Raw genomic sequence first — 15,921 nt, 5'->3', positions numbered from 1 at the left:
ACTTAGTGATACGGGGTGATATGTGTATATAAACTCAACAAGTTAAACCTTACGAGTGTGGGCCTGCTTGCGCTTCTTTCTGAGGTCTTGACGTTTCTGTATGGCGATCGGTTGCTGATAGATGTAGTCAAGCAACATATCCAGGAATCCGAGGATGTGCGATGCATCATGCTCATCCACTGGGGGTTTCTAGATCGCCGTCAGCCGTGTCGCTAACCAGGAATCGAATTGCATACGCTTTCTCTTTGAGTTGGCTAGTGATGATGTTTTCATCAGCCACATTCTCGATGTCGCCATAAAGGTTTTTGGTATGAATACCTTTATCCTTGGTTATTGATTGAACTGTCGCTCTCGCGAGCAGAACCGCGGCTCGGTGGGAATGAACTGTTGTTCCTGGAACCGTCGGGCAACCCGATTCACGAGCAGTCCGTGAGTGATCTGCATAACAGGACATGGGCATAACAGAACTTCGTATGTATCCGCCTTGCGTCGTGCGGGTTTGCCTATGGTGTCTCCGTATGATCTGAGGCATATGGCAGGCTTCCAGAGCCGTGCATACCTGAGCGAACGTTAAGGCGTCGCGACGCGCATGCTGGGGAATAACAGTGCGTGGATGACCTTGGACATTTACGCGGATCTGTTCGACTCGGATCCGGACCATGTGTCCGCTGCTATAGACAGAGCTGTCAAAGCAAGTGGGCTAGATGTGGGCAGAATGGAAGATTGTGGGCAAAAAGAAAAGCTGAAACCGTTGTTATCTCAACGTTTTCAGCCGGTATTTGTGGGTGGGCGATGAGGGGCTCGAACCCCCGACATCCACCGTGTAAAGGTGGCGCTCTAGCCAACTGAGCTAATCGCCCGCAACGAACTACAATAGCGTATCACTGGAGCGCTTGCACAACGCGCCCAGGAAACACGGTGCGTAGGATATTGATGGCGGACGGGAAGTGTGGCCTCGATGCAGGGCCTTCACAGCTTTGCTTCAGCCGATGTTCGTTTTCCTGGTGTTGATTGTGCTTTACTGAATGAGTCGCAACAATCACGTAATGTTGGATTGTCTGAGTCTGATGCCCTGATGGGCGGGAGGTCGATGTCCTATGGCGCAAGAGCCGGATGCCGAGAAACGTGGATCTGTGATCGCACGCGCTGGCAAGCGCAAGTGGGGTTATGACACGGGACAGGTCGATGCTTTCCTCGAACGTGCTCACGCCCTGTATGAAAGCGATGAACCACGCCTTGGTCAGGACGACATCCAGAATGTCTCCTTCGAGCTCAAGAAGAACGGCTATGTCATCTCGCAGGTCGATGCCACGCTGGCGCGTTTGGAACGTGCCGTGGTCGATAAGCGGACAACGTGGGAGCTCAACGAACATGGCCGCGTCGCCTGGCGGGCGGAGACGGAATCCATGTTCCGCAGATACAGTGAGCACGCCTCGCGTCTGTTGGGGGAACGGTTCAAAGAGGGTGAGCCGAAACGCCCATCATACAAACGCAAACAGGTAGATCGTCTGATCGATCAGATTTCCAGGAAACTGTCCGTCGATCTGAATCAGGATCACGACTCCGAAGATGCCAAGGATCTGGTCGATCTCAACGCCAAGCGGGTATCCAACGTCATCTTTACCCAAAGCAGGGGCAAGCGTGGATACGATGAGCGTCAGGTGGATTACTTCCTGAACTTCGCCATTCAGTTGCTTTCCCGCGTCGAGTCTTATATCAGGGTCAACGATTACACACCGGCGGATGATGAGGCCCGTCAACACCTTGCCGCGGATACCTCTGCGGAGGCCACCAGCTTCATCCCCTCACAGTCTTCCCTGAACAATGGCGCAACGCAGGTGGTCGCACCTCTGTTCGACATGGCAGGCCGTAACAACGGACATTCGCAGGAGGAGCATCCCCAGGGCTTCGCACCCGAGCATGCCGAAGAGGCGGCCATGGCCTTCGGGCAGCCTGTCCAGGAGACCCCCGCTGCCGACGAAAAGGATTCGGTCGACGATTTCAACCGTCTGAATGCGGCCGAGAAAGCGATCTTCCAGGCTTCGGGAGCTTCGGGTGCAGCGGGTGCTGCGTCTGGCGTTGCGGGAGTCGCGGCGTCCGGTGCAACTCCGGCATCGTCGAACGCATCACTCGCGGCCCTTGCCCAGGTTCATCACGACCACTCGGAGCCGGCACCATCACAGTCCACGCCGTCCCAGGAAGCCGCCACCCAGGCGGTCTCCAACGAGAGCGCCGCCCTCCCATCCGGCTATGGCCAGGATGCCCAGGCGACACAGGTGAATCAAAGCGCAGCTGCCGCACCCAAGGGTGATGCCATCGCCGCGGCCGCACAGCAGCGTTTCGAGGTGGAGGATGCCGCAACCGAACAATTCGATCCGTTGAGCTTCAACGAAGCGCAGCCTCGTTCATGGAAGCCGGAGCAGCCCGCCACGGGGACCCGCCAGACGGCACCGAGCCCATCCTCGGATAACGGGCAGCAGAGCGCTTCGACACCGGTCAACCCATTCGCCCGGTCCTCACAGGCACAGCCGGCCCAGGAATCGCCGTCTCGTGGCGATGCCCCGCAAAACTCCTGGTCCGCACAGACAGGTCGGCAGGACACGCAGCAATCAGCCCCCGCTCAGGTCTTCCCGTCACAGGCAACTGATGCATCCGCTGCATCACGCCCGCAGACGGGTGACGCTGCCACACAGGGCGCTGGCCAATCAACTCCTGTTCCGGACAAGCGCGAGGATCCGGATCAGTACTTGGCCCAGCTGACCTCCCTGCTTGACAGCTCCACCTTCCCCAAAGTCGATCTGGACATCCCTGATCTGTCCTTCCCCAGTTTCGACAACGATGAGTCGGATGCGCCGAAGCAGAGCGGAGAGTCATCCGCAACGGATAAGCCCGCAGAGTAGCTTCACGGCGATACGCAGTGCCATAAAGGGCATATCCTTTCGGCACGCGGCACAACAGATCCAAAGCAACACATGTCCCATTCGGCGCTGTCCGGGTGGGACTCTTGCGTATACGGGCCCTGCGCCCGAGTGGCGGTGAATCGGACTGTCGTGTCGTGGGCGAGCGGTCGTCACAGAGCCCGCACATTGATGTGTACATCGTGTCAATAATGATTGCTATCCCGACGAAGCACCCACGATAGCGTGCACAGTGATGTGTAATCGATGCCATACGCATGCCACAGTCGGAGGTCGCCGGTGACTACTACCCACCACGTTCAGGATTCGCTTGTATCGAATGCCCCGCATCCCTCGGACCCACTCCCACCAGTAAGCGACAGTCCCCGGAGCCTCGTGCTTCTCGGATCCACCGGTTCGATCGGCACCCAGGCCCTGGATGTCATCGCCCGCCATCGTGATCGCTTCGACATTCTCGCCCTTGCCGCTGGCGGCGCACGGATTCCGCTGCTTGCACAGCAAGTAGCACGATTCAACGTGCCTACCGTGGCGCTCTCATCGCCTTCGGCAGCCCCAGCGCTCGATGAGGCGCTGGCGCAGCTCGGCGTCGTAGGAACGCGCATTCTGGTGGGGGAGGACGCGGTCGCCGATGTCGCTGGCTGCGGTGCGGATGTAGTGCTGAACGGCATAACGGGGTCTGTGGGTCTGCGGCCCTCCATCGCGGCCTTGCAATCGGGTGCACAACTGGCCCTGGCGAATAAGGAGTCGGTTGTCGCCGGCGGTCATCTGCTTTTTGACGCGCAGATTCGCAGGGATCAGATCAACCCGGTGGATTCTGAACATTCCGCGGTATGGCAGTCCATGCGTTCAGGCCGACGCGACGAGGTTTCGAAGCTGATCATCACGGCCTCGGGTGGGCCCTTTCGTGGCTGGTCTCGGGAAGAGATGCGGAACATCACACCGGAGCAGGCCTTACGGCATCCAACCTGGAGCATGGGGCCGGTGGTCACCATCAACTCCTCCAATATGATGAACAAAGGTCTTGAGGTCATCGAAGCCAGCCGTCTGTTCGACATCGATCAGGCACACATCGACGTGACCGTTCACCCGCAGTCCATCGTGCATTCGATGGTCGAGTTCCGCGATGGAGCGGTTATCGCCCAGGCCTCGCCACCGGATATGAGACTGCCGATAGCGCTCGGTCTGTCTGCGCCGGCCCGGATGCCCGATGTCGCATCCCCCTGCGATTGGTCGCAGGCCAGCCAATGGACGTTCGAAGCAGTGGATGATGTCGCATTCCCCGCGGTGCGCCTGGCGAGACAGGCCCTTGCCGCCTCCGAGAAGCATACGGCCGCCATGAATGCGGCCAATGAGCAGGCGGTCAAAGCCTTCCTCGAACACCGCCTCCCGTATCTGGGCATTATCGAGACGGTCACTGAGGTACTTGATCGGATGGATGCGCATTTCGATTCGGGTGCCGCCCTTGCGGATGTCGAGGAGATGCTCGACATCGAAGGTCAGGCTCGGGAGGCCGCGGATGCGGTGATAGGGGAGAGCAGATGAACGATCAGCGTGACAATGGCAGTCATGGCACCGGTAGTGCCGTGAAGGGCATCAGTGGGGAGCCCGGCGCATTCCGCAAGACCACTGCGGCATCCATGCCGACCGACGAAGCGCTCAGCGAGCGGCGTCACTCCAGGCGCATCATGGTCGGCCCGGTCCCTGTCGGTGGGGGCGCGCCGATTTCGGTGCAATCCATGACGAATACGAAAACCTCCGATGTGAATGCCACACTGCAGCAGATCGCCGAACTCGCCGCCGCGGGATGCGACATCGTGCGCGTCGCGGTACCCAGTCAGGACGATTCGGATGCGCTCGCGGCAATCGTGAGGCATTCCCCGATACCGGTGATCGCCGATGTGCACTTCCAAAGCAAATACGTCTTCCAGGCGATCGATGCGGGATGCGCGGCCGTGCGCGTGAATCCCGGTAACATCCGCAAATTCGATGAGGTGGGGTCCTCCATCTGCGAGGCGGCCACACAGGCGGGCATATCCCTGCGTATCGGTGTGAACGCCGGAAGCCTGGATAAGGACATCTACGCGAAGTACGGTGGCCCGACGCCCCAGGCACTGGTCGCGTCAGCGGTGAAGGAAGCCCGGATGTTCGAAGAGGTCGGCTTCCACGATTTCAAGATTTCCGTCAAGCACCACGATCCGGTGACGATGATCCGCACCTATCGTCTGCTGGCGCGGCAGGGTGACTGGCCGCTGCATCTGGGCGTCACCGAAGCCGGACCGCAATGGCAGGGCACCATCAAGTCGTGTCTGGCATTCGGTGTGCTGCTGGCCGAGGGCATTGGGGACACCATACGGGTTTCACTCTCCGCACCACCTGTGGAGGAGGTCAAGGTCGGATGCAAGGTGCTCGAATATCTGGGTCTGCGCGAACGGCATTTTGACATCATTTCCTGCCCCAGTTGCGGCAGGGCGCAGGTCGACGTCATTGAGTTGGCGAATGCGGTGACCGATGGATTGAAGGACATCAAGGCGCCGATCCGCGTGGCAGTGATGGGATGCATCGTCAACGGGCCCGGCGAGGCGCGGGAGGCTGATCTGGGAGTCGCCTCCGGCAACGGGAAAGGACAGATCTTCATCAAGGGCGAGGTAGTCGAAACGGTTCCCGAGGATCGCATCGTCGCCACATTACTCGAACGGGCGCATGCGATAGCCGACCATATGCAGCAGGCCACCGATGCCGCGGTTCCCGCCAGCGCCGCCTCGGATGGCTCCATTGAAGGGTCGCTTGGAGGTTCCGTTGCCGGTGGGCCGATCGTGGTGCCGATTATTCCGCAACACTCCCACATGTCATAACAGGCGAGCGCGCACGCTCCTGAATCGCCTGCAATCCCGGTGTTTTGCAGTCTGACGCCGGGATCCCATGCCTCGGCAGGACGTCCGGCATCGCCCGGTGGTTCCGGCTTCCCGGGCTGGTGTACGGGCTGTGCGGTTAGAATGTCTCCCGTGTCGAATGATGAATATACAGCTAAGGCGAGCAGACCGTGGAGCCGGTCAAGGCGGTTGATGGTCAGCCTTCCCATTTTCATCATGATGATCGGCATCCTCACTTCGGTGTCCCACATCACCACGGTGCCTTGGAACAACGAGCCGACGAACCAGAGCGTCGCCACGCTGACCTCGGATACGAGCGTGTCCTTCTCCAACCCCAATCAGGTGCATCTGAGCAAGAAGGGCGATTACAAGGTCAAGGAACATCACGAGTGGTTTACCGCCACGCAGGAATCCACCGGGGACAAGCAGCGCATCAGCATGCTGATCAGGGAGCCCGTCGGGGCAAGCGGAAAACTGCCGGCCGTGGTGTTCATGCATGGAGCCGGATACGGGACGAGTGACAATTCCTTCGGGGATGTCGCCAATGATCTGTCCTCCACCGGTTTCGTCACTGTGGTGATCGACAAACCCGTATGGAATACCAGTGATCTGACCCGTGACTATCCCGCCTCGGCCAAGGCGTATGAGCAGGCGGTGCAATATCTGCGCGAGCAGGACAATGTGAACCCGGACAAGGTGGGCATATACGCGACCAGCGAGAGCACCTGGATCAGCGCGTATCTTCTTGAACAGGACAAGAAGATAGCATTCCAGATCCTGCTCAGTCCGATGGTGAATTCGCCTCGGCACTCCTTGGGTTTCCTGGCGGCACAGGATTTCGCCCTGGTGGGAGCGAACCCGGGGTACCAATCGATCGTGCGTCGGTTATTCAGCACCGATGCCGCCCTCTTCGGTCTGAACAACATCGACATCGATACGATGAAGGCGAGCGCGTATGCGATCCCCACCTTCGTGGCGTATGGTTCCAAGGATGTGATGACGGCCCAGGTCGAGGGAACCCAGGAGATACTGAAGCTGGCCCATCAGGCCGGGAACTGGAACGTGACGGTGCGCAACTATCCGGTGGCGAACCACGTCCTGCGTCTTGGTGACGAAGCCGAATCAGGAACCCCGCTGGCCGATCATTATCCGGAGGATATGACGAACTGGGCCGTCGGGCAGGTCAATGACCTCACACAGACCACCGAACGGGTGGCCGGCGAAACGATCAGGCAATCCATCGCGGTACCCACCGATCTGCATGCACGGCCGACCCTGACCATTTATATGATCGGCGTGCATGCGGCGGCTCTGCTGTTCATGCTGGCCTCCATCGTGCTTTCCATCATCGCGCTGGTCTCCAAAGTCAAATGCATGATCAAACGCAAAGGGCGCTCGCTTGGCTTCGCGCACGGTTTCGGCGGCATCCTGCTGATGATAACCGGTACCACCTTGGCGACCCTGGTGCTGTTCATATCGGGACTCGGACAGGTGGCCGTGGGGGTGGTGAAGCTCGCCTGGGGAGGGGCCCCGGAACCTGCGGGAATGATCTATTGGAGCTGGCCGGTTATCCAGATCGTATCCACGCTGGTGGTCTGGGCCTGGTCGAGGATCTTCGGACGTCTGTTCGAGGTGGCATCGCTGCGAGGGCTGACCAAGGTTCATCAGGGTGGCAAAGGCAAGGAGCTCTCCGCCGAGGAGGAGTCGATGATCCGGGAGCAGAAGGCGAAACCCGTCCTGGCCTCAACGCGATTGGGCAGAGCCTTGTTCGTGGTCACGGCGATCGCGATGTTCTGCATCCTGCTGGTCTTCGCCTTCTGGGGCATGTTCGTCTATTAATGTTCATCTGGTAAAGGAAAGCGGCATGCCCATCCCACGAGGCGAGGCCCGACTGTTGTAGTGTCGAAAGCTGACAGGGAGGTGGGCCGTGGCCACATATCGTGACGAAGGTGTGGTGCTGGGCACGGTAAAACTGGGCGAGGCGGACCGCATCATCACCCTGCTGACCAAACGGCACGGTAAGATCCGTGCGGTCGCCAAAGGCGTGCGACGTACCAAATCGAAATTCGGCGCAAGACTTGAACCCTTCATGAGGGCGGATGTTCTGGTGGCGCAGGGCAGAAGCCTCGACAGGATCGCCCAGGCCGCAAGCATCGCGACCTATGCGGATCCGATATGCGCCGATTACGACTCCTATGCCAATGGCGCGGTCATCCTCGAAACGATGGACAAGCTCGTCAGCACGGAGCATGAATCCGCCACCGAACAGTACGGCCTGCTCATTGCCGCGTTGGCCTCGCTCGCCCAAGGGCGGCATCAGGCGCATGTCATCAGCGCCTCGTATGTGATGAGGGCGTTGGCGCTCGCGGGCTGGTTGCCGAGACTCGACGCATGCGTGGTCTGCGGGGCCAGAGAGGATATCGACTTCTTCTCGGTTCCGGCCGGAGGCGTGATGTGCGTCAACGACCGTACTCCCGAGGCCAGGCGTGTAAGCGCCCCCTGCCGGGGTCTTATCGCGGCACTGGTCGCAGGCGATTGGTCGGTCCTGGACGCTATCGGTGATGTGGAGGAGGTCGGACTCCGGCAATGCGACCGTATTGTTGAGGAATGGGGCGAATATTATCTGGAGCGTCCTATTCGTTCACTGCGCTTGTTAGATTCGTGACCATGAGCTTTGAACAGGTCGACTACACCTCCTTGGATATACCGGCAGCACCCTTCTCCGACCGATCTCGGATCCCTGAGTTTCCGAAGGGCGCGGTACCGCAGCATGTGGGCGTCATCATGGACGGTAACGGGCGTTGGGCCAAACAGCGCGGACTGGAACGCACCAAAGGCCATCAGGCGGCCGAACCGGTGGTGTTCGACACGATCGCAGGTGCCATCGAAGCCGGGGTCAGGTATCTGAGCCTGTATACCTTCTCGACGGAGAATTGGAAGAGGAGTCCGTCGGAAGTCCGCTTTCTGATGGGATTCTCACGCGATATCATCCACCGCCGCGTCGCGCAGATGGATGAGTGGGGTGTGCGTGTGCGCTGGTCGGGCAGAAGGCCGAAACTCTGGAAGTCAGTGATCGACGAGCTGGATGTCGCGATGGAGCGCACCAGGAACAATTCGGTTATCGATGTGGTGTTCTGCATCAATTACGGTGGACGTGCGGAGATCGCGGATGCGGCGAGCGCCATCGCCAAAGAGGTCGCATCAGGAAAGATCAAGGGCGGCAGGGTCACTGAGAAGATGATCGCCGAGCATCTCTACAACCCGGATATTCCGGACTGCGATCTGGTCATCCGCACTTCGGGCGAGCAGCGCACCAGCAATTTCCTGCCTTGGGAGGCTGCTTATTCGGAACTCGACTTCGTTGACGAACTCTTCCCCGATTGCGGCCGCGACGTGTTGTGGCGCTCGATCGACGATTACATTCATCGCGACCGCCGTTTCGGTGGGGTGAAGTCATAATCCACTTGAAGCCATAATTCCGGTGAAGCCATAGTCTCCCTGAAATCAGAGAGCCGCCTCATCTGGATGATGCCGGACCGTGATACGTCCGAAATCACCCTGATGAGGCGGCGCTGTCGTTTCAGCCGCGTTCAGTGGGGTTCACTGACGCTTATCGAGGATCTCATCCACCAATTGCGGCTTGCGGGTGAGCTGCCCTTTGAATCCCGGGCGGATATCGAGCTTCAAGGTGACTCCCGTGCGATAACCCTGCCCTGCCAGCTTCATCGTGGCGGCGCGCACGACTTCGAGCACCTCATCGAGATCGCCTTCGATATTGGTGAACATGGCGTTGGTCTCGTTGGGAAGACCGGAGTCCCGTATGGTGGCTACGGCCTGTGCCACGTATTCCGACAACTCATCGCCGACTCCGCTCGGTGCGATGCACAGTGCGGCTACGGTATTGATGTATGGTTTGCCGGCATCCGTTGTCTGCTGTTCCTGTGGTGATTCCATAATCGTCTCCTTGATGGGTGTGCTGGTGTGCTCCGCATTCGTGCCGATCGTGCGGCTGATCGCTGAATGAGTCTCTGCCTAGATTCTATGCATGCTGCCGCTTCGCTTGCTTCCAGGCCTCGATGAGTTCCCTGGTGGCCAGTTCGGGATCCGCCTTGCCCGCGATGGCTGAGATGACGAACCACCCCGCCACTTTGGTGCGGGCCAACTCGGGCATGTCCGCCGCGGTCACGCCCCCGCCCGCGACAACGGGATAGCCGCTGATTTCGGACAGCCGTCTGATGCCTTCGATCTCCAGGTTGTGCGCGACGCCGTTTTCATCAATACCGGCATCCGCTTTGCTGATCGTCGGATGAACAGGCCCCGCGCCAACATAATCGATGACACCCTCGGGGAGGGCGTTGACCACATCGATGAGGTGCTCCGTATTCGCCGAAAGGCCGACGATCGCATCCGGGCCCAGCAGGGTGCGGCAGTATTCGACGCTGATATCCGTTTGCCCGACGTGGACGCCATCCACTTTGATGCCTTCGCACCGGGCCTGCCAGGTGGCGTCCAGACGGTCGTCGATGACCAGGGGGACCGTGGCACTCTTGCCCGCATCGGCTATCGTGCGGGCGATGCGTCCCGCCATATCGATGATTTCTGAGGCATCCGAGTGTTTGGCGCGCAACTGCACGAAGGTGATGCCCGCCCGCAGTGCCGCCGCGACGATATCCTCCACTGCCCGGCCGTGGGTGTCATCAGGGCCGAGCACCAGATATGCCGACAGGTCGAAGCTGCCGCGCATCGAAGCAAAGGCTGGCGAGGGCACTGAGAGGCGAGGGACGTCTGCTGCTTGTGGTGATGGGGAATGCTGCGTATCCATACATCTTCCTTAGATTGTCACGGATGGGATGTGCCGTGCCGAGGTGTCACTCGGCGATGAGAATAGCGCCCTTGGCGATGTCCGTCGCACTGGTATTCCAGAGTGCATCGAGGAAGGCCGTCTGGAATGAGCCCGGTCCGGTCGCCGTTTCGGCGGCGGTCTGCGAGGCGCAATTGAAGTGGACGGATGCGGCGATGGCTGCGGTGATCGGATCGCAAACCGCAAGATAGGTGCCGGTGACCCCACCCAGGGAGCATCCCGCTCCGGTGATCTTCGTCATCAATTCGCTGCCTCCCGGGAGGCGATACACCTTCGCGCCATCGGTTACCAGATCAACCGCCCCGGATACCGCGACCGCCGCCGTGCCGGTGGCGCTGCGTGATGACAGGAAACGGGCCAATGTCACGGCCGCGTTCCGTGCCTGATCCACATCGTCGACGGATTCGACGCCTGCCGGACGGCTTGTCCCATCGGCATCATCGGCCTGTTTCGCGCCCATATCCAAATCCCACATGTGGGTGAGTGCGATGATCTCGGAGGCGTTGCCACGCACGATCGTCGGGGGATTCTCCTTGAAGGAGCGCAGAATCGACGTGCGCGTATTGCCGAGTCCTGCCGCGACCGGGTCCAGAACCCAGGGTTTGGCCGAAGCGTTGAGGTCTTTCGCGATCTGCGGCAGGGCTTCGGCGAAGAATGGCAGCAGTGTGCCGACGTTGATGTAGGTGGCTCCGGCGATGGCACTGACATCGGCGATGTCATCCGGCAGATAACTCATGGCTGCCGTGCCTCCGACCGCCAGTTGGGCGTTGGCCACGAGGTTGATGGTGACGAAATTGGTGAAGGACTGTGCAAGCGGTGTTTGCCGGCGTACCTGACGGGCGGCCTGCTCGATCGCCTTGCGGATCGGGTGATCGGCCTCAAGCGGCTTCGCCGATGCCAGCTGGGTCGTCGGAGAGGATGCCGTGGATGAAGATGCTGCGGATGATGTGGAATCAGACATTTCATGTCTCCCTACGATGGTCTTAACCAACAGGTTCGAAGGGACTGACCTGATGCCGTCGTGACATCGTGCCATCTCAACTCTTCCGAGTGCCCCTGCATGTGCATCTGAACCATATGAAAACCCTTGGACAGCACCGAAACCGCCCACCATCGGATGAGCGCGGGCGCGGTCGGGCACCTTGTGGAAACAGCTCCGGGAAAGCTCCGTATGGCGCGCGGTCACCGGTGCATCGTGCGTCGGGAAGGGTGTCAGAGTCTCGCTATAGACTCTATCGAGTCAAAACCCTTGAAAAAATCTCAACAGAAGGTGTTCCGTGGCTGAATCCAAACTCGATGCGGTGGTGTCCCTGGCGAAGCGTCGTGGCTTCGTGTTCCCTGCGGGGGAGATCTATGGCGGTACGAGATCGGCGTGGGATTACGGCCCACTCGGAGTGGCTCTGAAAGACAACATCAAGCGGGAGTGGTGGCGCTCGATGGTGGTCACGCGCGGCGATGTGGTCGGCGTGGACACCTCGGTGATCCTGCCCACCCCGGTGTGGGTGGCTTCCGGACATGTGTCCGTCTTCAACGATCCTCTGATCGAGTGCCTGTCCTGCCATAAGCGCCATCGTGCGGACACCTTGGAGGAGGCCTATGAGGAGAAGCATGGCCATGCCCCCGAGAATGGCCTGAAGGACATTCCATGCCCGGATTGCGGCACCAAGGGCAACTGGACCGAACCTCGGGATTTCAACATGATGCTCCAGACCCACCTCGGTCCGGTGCAGGACGACCATAGCCTGCATTACCTGCGGCCCGAAACGGCACAGGGCATCTTTGTGGACTTCAAGAACGTCATGGGATCCTCCCGCTCCAAACCGCCCTTCGGCATCGCGAATATGGGCAAGAGCTTCCGCAACGAGATCACGCCCGGAAACTTCATCTTCCGCACCCGTGAGTTCGAGCAGATGGAGATGGAATTCTTCGTGGAGCCGGGCACCGATGAGCAGTGGCACCAGTATTGGCTCGATACGCGCACCCGCTGGTACACCGACCTGGGCATCAACCCGGAGAATCTCCGTCATTATGAGCATCCCAAGGAGAAGCTGGCACATTACGCCAAGCGGACCGTCGACCTCGAATACCGTTTCGGATTCCAGGGTTCCGAGTGGGGCGAGCTTGAGGGCGTCGCGAATCGTACCGACTTCGATCTGAGCTCCCATGCCGAGCATTCCGGTGAGGACCTGAGCTATTTCAATCAGGCGACAGGCGAACGCTACGTGCCGTACGTCATTGAACCCGCGGCCGGATTGACGCGTTCGCTGATGGCCTTCCTGGTGGATGCCTACGACGTCGACGAGGCTCCGAACACCAAGGGTGGCGTTGACAAGCGCACCGTGTTGCACCTCGATCCGAGGCTCGCCCCGGTGAAGGCCGCCGTGCTTCCGCTGTCGAAGAAGCCCGCGCTGCAGGACATCGCACACAATCTCGCCGCGGATCTGCGCCAGCATGACTGGATGATCGATTACGACGAGGCCGGTGCCATCGGACGTCGCTACCGTCGTGAGGATGAGATCGGTACACCCGTGTGCATCACCGTCGACTTCGACACGGTCGATGACCAGGCGGTGACCGTACGCGATCGTGACAGCATGGAGCAGCAGCGCATCTCCCTGGACAAGGTCGCCGATTTCGTGAATGACCGCATCAAGGAAAAGCGTGTGAAGTATCCTGAAGGGCCTGCGCAGATAACAGGTGCCCGTGCCGCTGATGGCGCGGTCGACGTTGAGAACGAAGCGGGGCAGGACGAGTCCGCCCCGGTAAAGGTGGCCGAAGCTGGTGGCAATTACTGATTCTTTGAGTGTGACGGATGCCGTCGCCGGGGTGAAACTGGGGCCCATCGATGTTCCGGTCCCAGTCATGCTGTCGCCGATGGCGGGTGTGACGAACTGGCCTTTCAGGCTGCTGTGCGAGCAGTACGGACCGCAGGGCCTGTACGTGGCCGAGATGATCACGGCCAGGGCCCTCGTGGCGAACAACCCGAAGGCACTCCGTCTGTGTCGTTTCGCTCCCAGCGAAGACCCAAGATCCTTACAGCTCTACGGCGTGAATCCCGGCATCGTCGAGCAGGCCGCACGGATGGTGGTCGACAATCGGATGGCGGATCATGTCGACCTGAACTTCGGTTGCCCCGTCCCCAAGGTCACCCGCCGTGGAGGTGGTTCGGCCCTGCCTTGGAAGCTTGATGTCTTCGCCGAACTCGTGCGTCGTGTGGTGTCGGTGTGCGAGCCTGCGGGCATTCCGGTGACCGCCAAGATCCGTGTGGGCATCGACCATGAACATGAGACCTTCCTGGACGCCGGTCGTATCGCGCAGGATGAGGGTTGCGCCGCGGTGACGCTTCATGCGCGCACCACCGCCGAGTATTACGGCGGACATTCGGATTGGCAGCGAATCGCCGAGCTGACGCAATCCCTTGACATCCCGGTATTCGGCAACGGGGATATCTGGAGCGCCCAGGATGCTGTGAACATGATGCGGCAGACCGGATGTGCCGGTGTTGCCATCGGCAGGGGATGCCAAGGGCGTCCATGGCTTTTCGCGGACATCAGGAACGCTTTCGCCGGTTCACCGGAGAGGGTCAATCCGACGCTGGGGGAGGTCGGGGCCGTGATCGCGCGTCACGCGCGCCTGCTCACGGAGTTCTACGACGGCGACGAGCAGATGGCGGTGCATGATCTGCGTAAGCATGTGGCCTGGTATCTCAAGGGTTTCCCGGTCGGGGGATCGGTTCGCAGATCATTCATGGAGTCCGAATCGCTTGAGGACATCGACCGCAACGTCGGGCAGCTGGACGCTGATGTTCCCTTCCCGGAGGCCATAGCGGACAAACCGCGCGGGCGTGTGCGATATGCGAAAAAGGTTCATCTTCCGTATGGTTGGTTGGATTCGCGAGAATTATCCGTCGAAGGACGGGAATCGCTGTTCGGTGACGATCCGATGGATGCATCGTATTGAGTTGGGGAAAGCGCGAGATGAGGGGAAGGCCGGTGAGATGAGAGAAAATCCACGCAAACACGCGGAAATTGCCATCAATGCGTGCCGGAACTGCGATAGAGTGAGTCTAACCGTGAGTGACAGGAGCATACTGTGAGCGAGATTGCCCAGACTGACAATTTCAACGACAAGACCAGCATTAAGGTCGTCGGTGTCGGAGGAGCTGGTGGTAATGCGGTCAATCGCATGATCGCTGAGGGGCTGCAGAACGTCCAATTCGTGGCCGTGAATACCGATGCCAAGGACTTGCTGCGATCGGAAGCCGATGTCAAAATCTCGCTTTCTGACAATTCGAGTCGCGGACTCGGCGCCGGCGCCGATCCGGAGAAGGGCGCCAAGGCGGCCCAGGACCATCAGTCGGATATAGAAGAGGCCATCAAAGGTTCCGACATGGTGTTCGTGACCGCAGGTGAAGGCGGCGGCACCGGAACGGGGGCCAGCCCATTGGTGGCGCGAGCCGCCCGACAGCTTGGGGCCCTGACCATCGCGGTGGTTACGCGACCATTCACCTTTGAAGGTCCGCGTCGTGCCTCCTCCGCGGAGTCGGGTATCGAGAATCTGCGCAAAGAGGTCGATGCGCTCATCGTCATACCGAATGACCGTCTGCTGGATCTCTCCGATCGGACCGTCAGCGTCATAGATGCGTTCAAAACGGCCGATACCGCACTGCTTGCAGGCGTGCAGGGCATCACGGACCTGATCACGATGAATTCCTACATCCACGTGGATTTCTCGGATGTGACCGCGATCCTCAAGGATGCCGGTACGGCACTCTTCGGCATCGGCGCGGCCAGGGGCGAGGACCGGGCCACGCAGGCCGCGGAGATCGCCATCAGCTCGCCCCTGCTCGAAGAAAGCATCGAAGGCGCGCATGGTGCGCTGATCAATGTCGCAGGTCCGACCGACCTGTCGATGCAGGAGGCTTCGGCGGCGGCGCAACTCGTGCAGGATGCAATCCATCCCGAGGCTCAGATCATCTGGGGCCTCGCCCTTGATGACGCCTACGGCGATGAGGTTCGCGTCACCGTCATCGCAGCGGGCTTCGATCCCAACAAGAAGGACGAGGAAGCGCAGCAGGCCGACGCCCAGCAGGCCCAGCGGAAAACCCCGGAGGTGCCGCCACTGACCGCACAGCGCGCCAGCAGCCCCGCCCCGGCACAGGAAGAGCCGCTTTCCGACGAGACATCGGAACATGATGTTGTGGAGCAGGCCCCCACGCCGCAGGGACAGCAGGATCCCGGCGATCTCGATATTCCCGATTTTCTGCGCTGAG

General features: G+C 60.1%; 13 protein-coding genes and 1 tRNA gene. 9 read left to right on the top strand and 5 right to left on the bottom strand.

Annotated elements, in window-relative coordinates:
• Positions 1 to 172: 172 nt before the first annotated feature.
• Both BPSY_RS12125 and BPSY_RS10030 read right to left on the bottom strand, forming a co-directional pair.
• A complete protein-coding gene (locus BPSY_RS12125) occupies positions 173 to 454 on the bottom strand; it encodes a DUF4145 domain-containing protein (RefSeq protein ID WP_157809795.1) in 282 nt (93 codons plus the stop codon).
• 332 nt (positions 455 to 786) lie between these two features.
• Positions 787 to 860 (bottom strand) — tRNA-Val (locus tag BPSY_RS10030).
• A gap of 237 nt (positions 861 to 1,097) precedes the next feature.
• Between BPSY_RS10030 and BPSY_RS11200 the strand changes: the two genes are divergently transcribed.
• From BPSY_RS11200 to BPSY_RS10000, 6 genes are all read left to right on the top strand, one after another.
• The gene (locus BPSY_RS11200) at positions 1,098 to 2,900 is read left to right on the top strand and encodes a DivIVA domain-containing protein (protein WP_051921912.1); all 1,803 of its coding nucleotides are present in this window, start codon (positions 1,098 to 1,100) and stop codon (positions 2,898 to 2,900) included.
• Between the two features lie 393 nt (positions 2,901 to 3,293).
• Positions 3,294 to 4,460 carry a 1-deoxy-D-xylulose-5-phosphate reductoisomerase gene (gene dxr, locus BPSY_RS10020; protein WP_033497369.1) on the top strand — a complete coding sequence of 389 codons (1,167 nt, stop codon included), beginning with the start codon at positions 3,294 to 3,296 and terminating at the stop codon, positions 4,458 to 4,460.
• A 95-nt stretch (positions 4,461 to 4,555) separates the two neighbouring features.
• A complete protein-coding gene (gene ispG, locus BPSY_RS10015) occupies positions 4,556 to 5,770 on the top strand; it encodes a flavodoxin-dependent (E)-4-hydroxy-3-methylbut-2-enyl-diphosphate synthase (RefSeq protein WP_051921970.1) in 1,215 nt (404 codons plus the stop codon).
• Positions 5,771 to 5,911: 141 nt separating this feature from the next.
• A complete protein-coding gene (locus BPSY_RS10010; protein WP_081884398.1) occupies positions 5,912 to 7,627 on the top strand; it encodes an alpha/beta hydrolase family protein in 1,716 nt (571 codons plus the stop codon).
• Positions 7,628 to 7,715: 88 nt separating this feature from the next.
• Positions 7,716 to 8,453 carry a DNA repair protein RecO gene (gene recO / locus BPSY_RS10005; protein ID WP_033497373.1) on the top strand — a complete coding sequence of 246 codons (738 nt, stop codon included), beginning with the start codon at positions 7,716 to 7,718 and terminating at the stop codon, positions 8,451 to 8,453.
• A gap of 2 nt (positions 8,454 to 8,455) precedes the next feature.
• A complete protein-coding gene (locus BPSY_RS10000) occupies positions 8,456 to 9,247 on the top strand; it encodes an isoprenyl transferase (RefSeq protein ID WP_033497375.1) in 792 nt (263 codons plus the stop codon).
• Between the two features lie 141 nt (positions 9,248 to 9,388).
• Here BPSY_RS10000 and BPSY_RS09995 read toward each other — a convergent pair whose 3' ends face one another.
• From BPSY_RS09995 to thiM, 3 genes are all read right to left on the bottom strand, one after another.
• Positions 9,389 to 9,742 carry a thiamine-binding protein gene (locus BPSY_RS09995; RefSeq protein WP_033497377.1) on the bottom strand — a complete coding sequence of 118 codons (354 nt, stop codon included), beginning with the start codon at positions 9,740 to 9,742 and terminating at the stop codon, positions 9,389 to 9,391.
• Between the two features lie 85 nt (positions 9,743 to 9,827).
• Complete coding sequence (locus BPSY_RS09990; protein WP_238556850.1) at positions 9,828 to 10,610, bottom strand: thiamine phosphate synthase; 783 nt, start codon at positions 10,608 to 10,610, stop codon at positions 9,828 to 9,830.
• Positions 10,611 to 10,656: 46 nt separating this feature from the next.
• Entirely contained in the window at positions 10,657 to 11,610 is a 954-nt protein-coding gene (gene thiM, locus BPSY_RS09985) for a hydroxyethylthiazole kinase (protein WP_081884397.1), read from the bottom strand.
• A 316-nt stretch (positions 11,611 to 11,926) separates the two neighbouring features.
• On the opposite strand from thiM, the gene BPSY_RS09980 reads away from it, so the two are divergent.
• The 3 genes from BPSY_RS09980 (at position 11,927) to ftsZ (ending at position 15,920) form a co-directional block, all read left to right on the top strand.
• A complete protein-coding gene (locus BPSY_RS09980) occupies positions 11,927 to 13,444 on the top strand; it encodes a glycine--tRNA ligase (RefSeq protein WP_033497381.1) in 1,518 nt (505 codons plus the stop codon).
• Entirely contained in the window at positions 13,431 to 14,609 is a 1,179-nt protein-coding gene (dusB, locus tag BPSY_RS09975; protein WP_100841104.1) for a tRNA dihydrouridine synthase DusB, read from the top strand. The genes BPSY_RS09980 and dusB overlap by 14 nt, the downstream gene beginning before the upstream one ends.
• Positions 14,610 to 14,741: 132 nt before the next feature.
• Entirely contained in the window at positions 14,742 to 15,920 is a 1,179-nt protein-coding gene (ftsZ, locus tag BPSY_RS09970; protein WP_033497383.1) for a cell division protein FtsZ, read from the top strand.
• Position 15,921 lies beyond the last annotated feature (1 nt).

This window comes from Bifidobacterium psychraerophilum (assembly GCF_000741705.1).
Classification (GTDB): domain Bacteria; phylum Actinomycetota; class Actinomycetes; order Actinomycetales; family Bifidobacteriaceae; genus Bombiscardovia; species Bombiscardovia psychraerophila.
Note: the sequence above shows the minus strand (reverse complement) of the source record. Positions and strands in the feature narration are given on the sequence as shown.

Bases quoted from the DNA above. Each gene is read 5' to 3' on its own strand.
- BPSY_RS09990 (WP_238556850.1), bottom strand. From the start codon at position 10,610: ATGGATACGCAGCATTCCCCATCACCACAAGCAGCAGACGTCCCTCGC.
- BPSY_RS10000 (WP_033497375.1), top strand. From the start codon at position 8,456: ATGAGCTTTGAACAGGTCGACTACACCTCCTTGGATATACCGGCAGCA.
- thiM (WP_081884397.1), bottom strand. From the start codon at position 11,610: ATGTCTGATTCCACATCATCCGCAGCATCTTCATCCACGGCATCCTCT.
- BPSY_RS09995 (WP_033497377.1), bottom strand. From the start codon at position 9,742: ATGGAATCACCACAGGAACAGCAGACAACGGATGCCGGCAAACCATAC.
- BPSY_RS12125 (WP_157809795.1), bottom strand. From the start codon at position 454: ATGTCCTGTTATGCAGATCACTCACGGACTGCTCGTGAATCGGGTTGC.
- BPSY_RS10010 (WP_081884398.1), top strand. From the start codon at position 5,912: ATGTCTCCCGTGTCGAATGATGAATATACAGCTAAGGCGAGCAGACCG.
- ispG (WP_051921970.1), top strand. From the start codon at position 4,556: ATGCCGACCGACGAAGCGCTCAGCGAGCGGCGTCACTCCAGGCGCATC.
- BPSY_RS11200 (WP_051921912.1), top strand. From the start codon at position 1,098: ATGGCGCAAGAGCCGGATGCCGAGAAACGTGGATCTGTGATCGCACGC.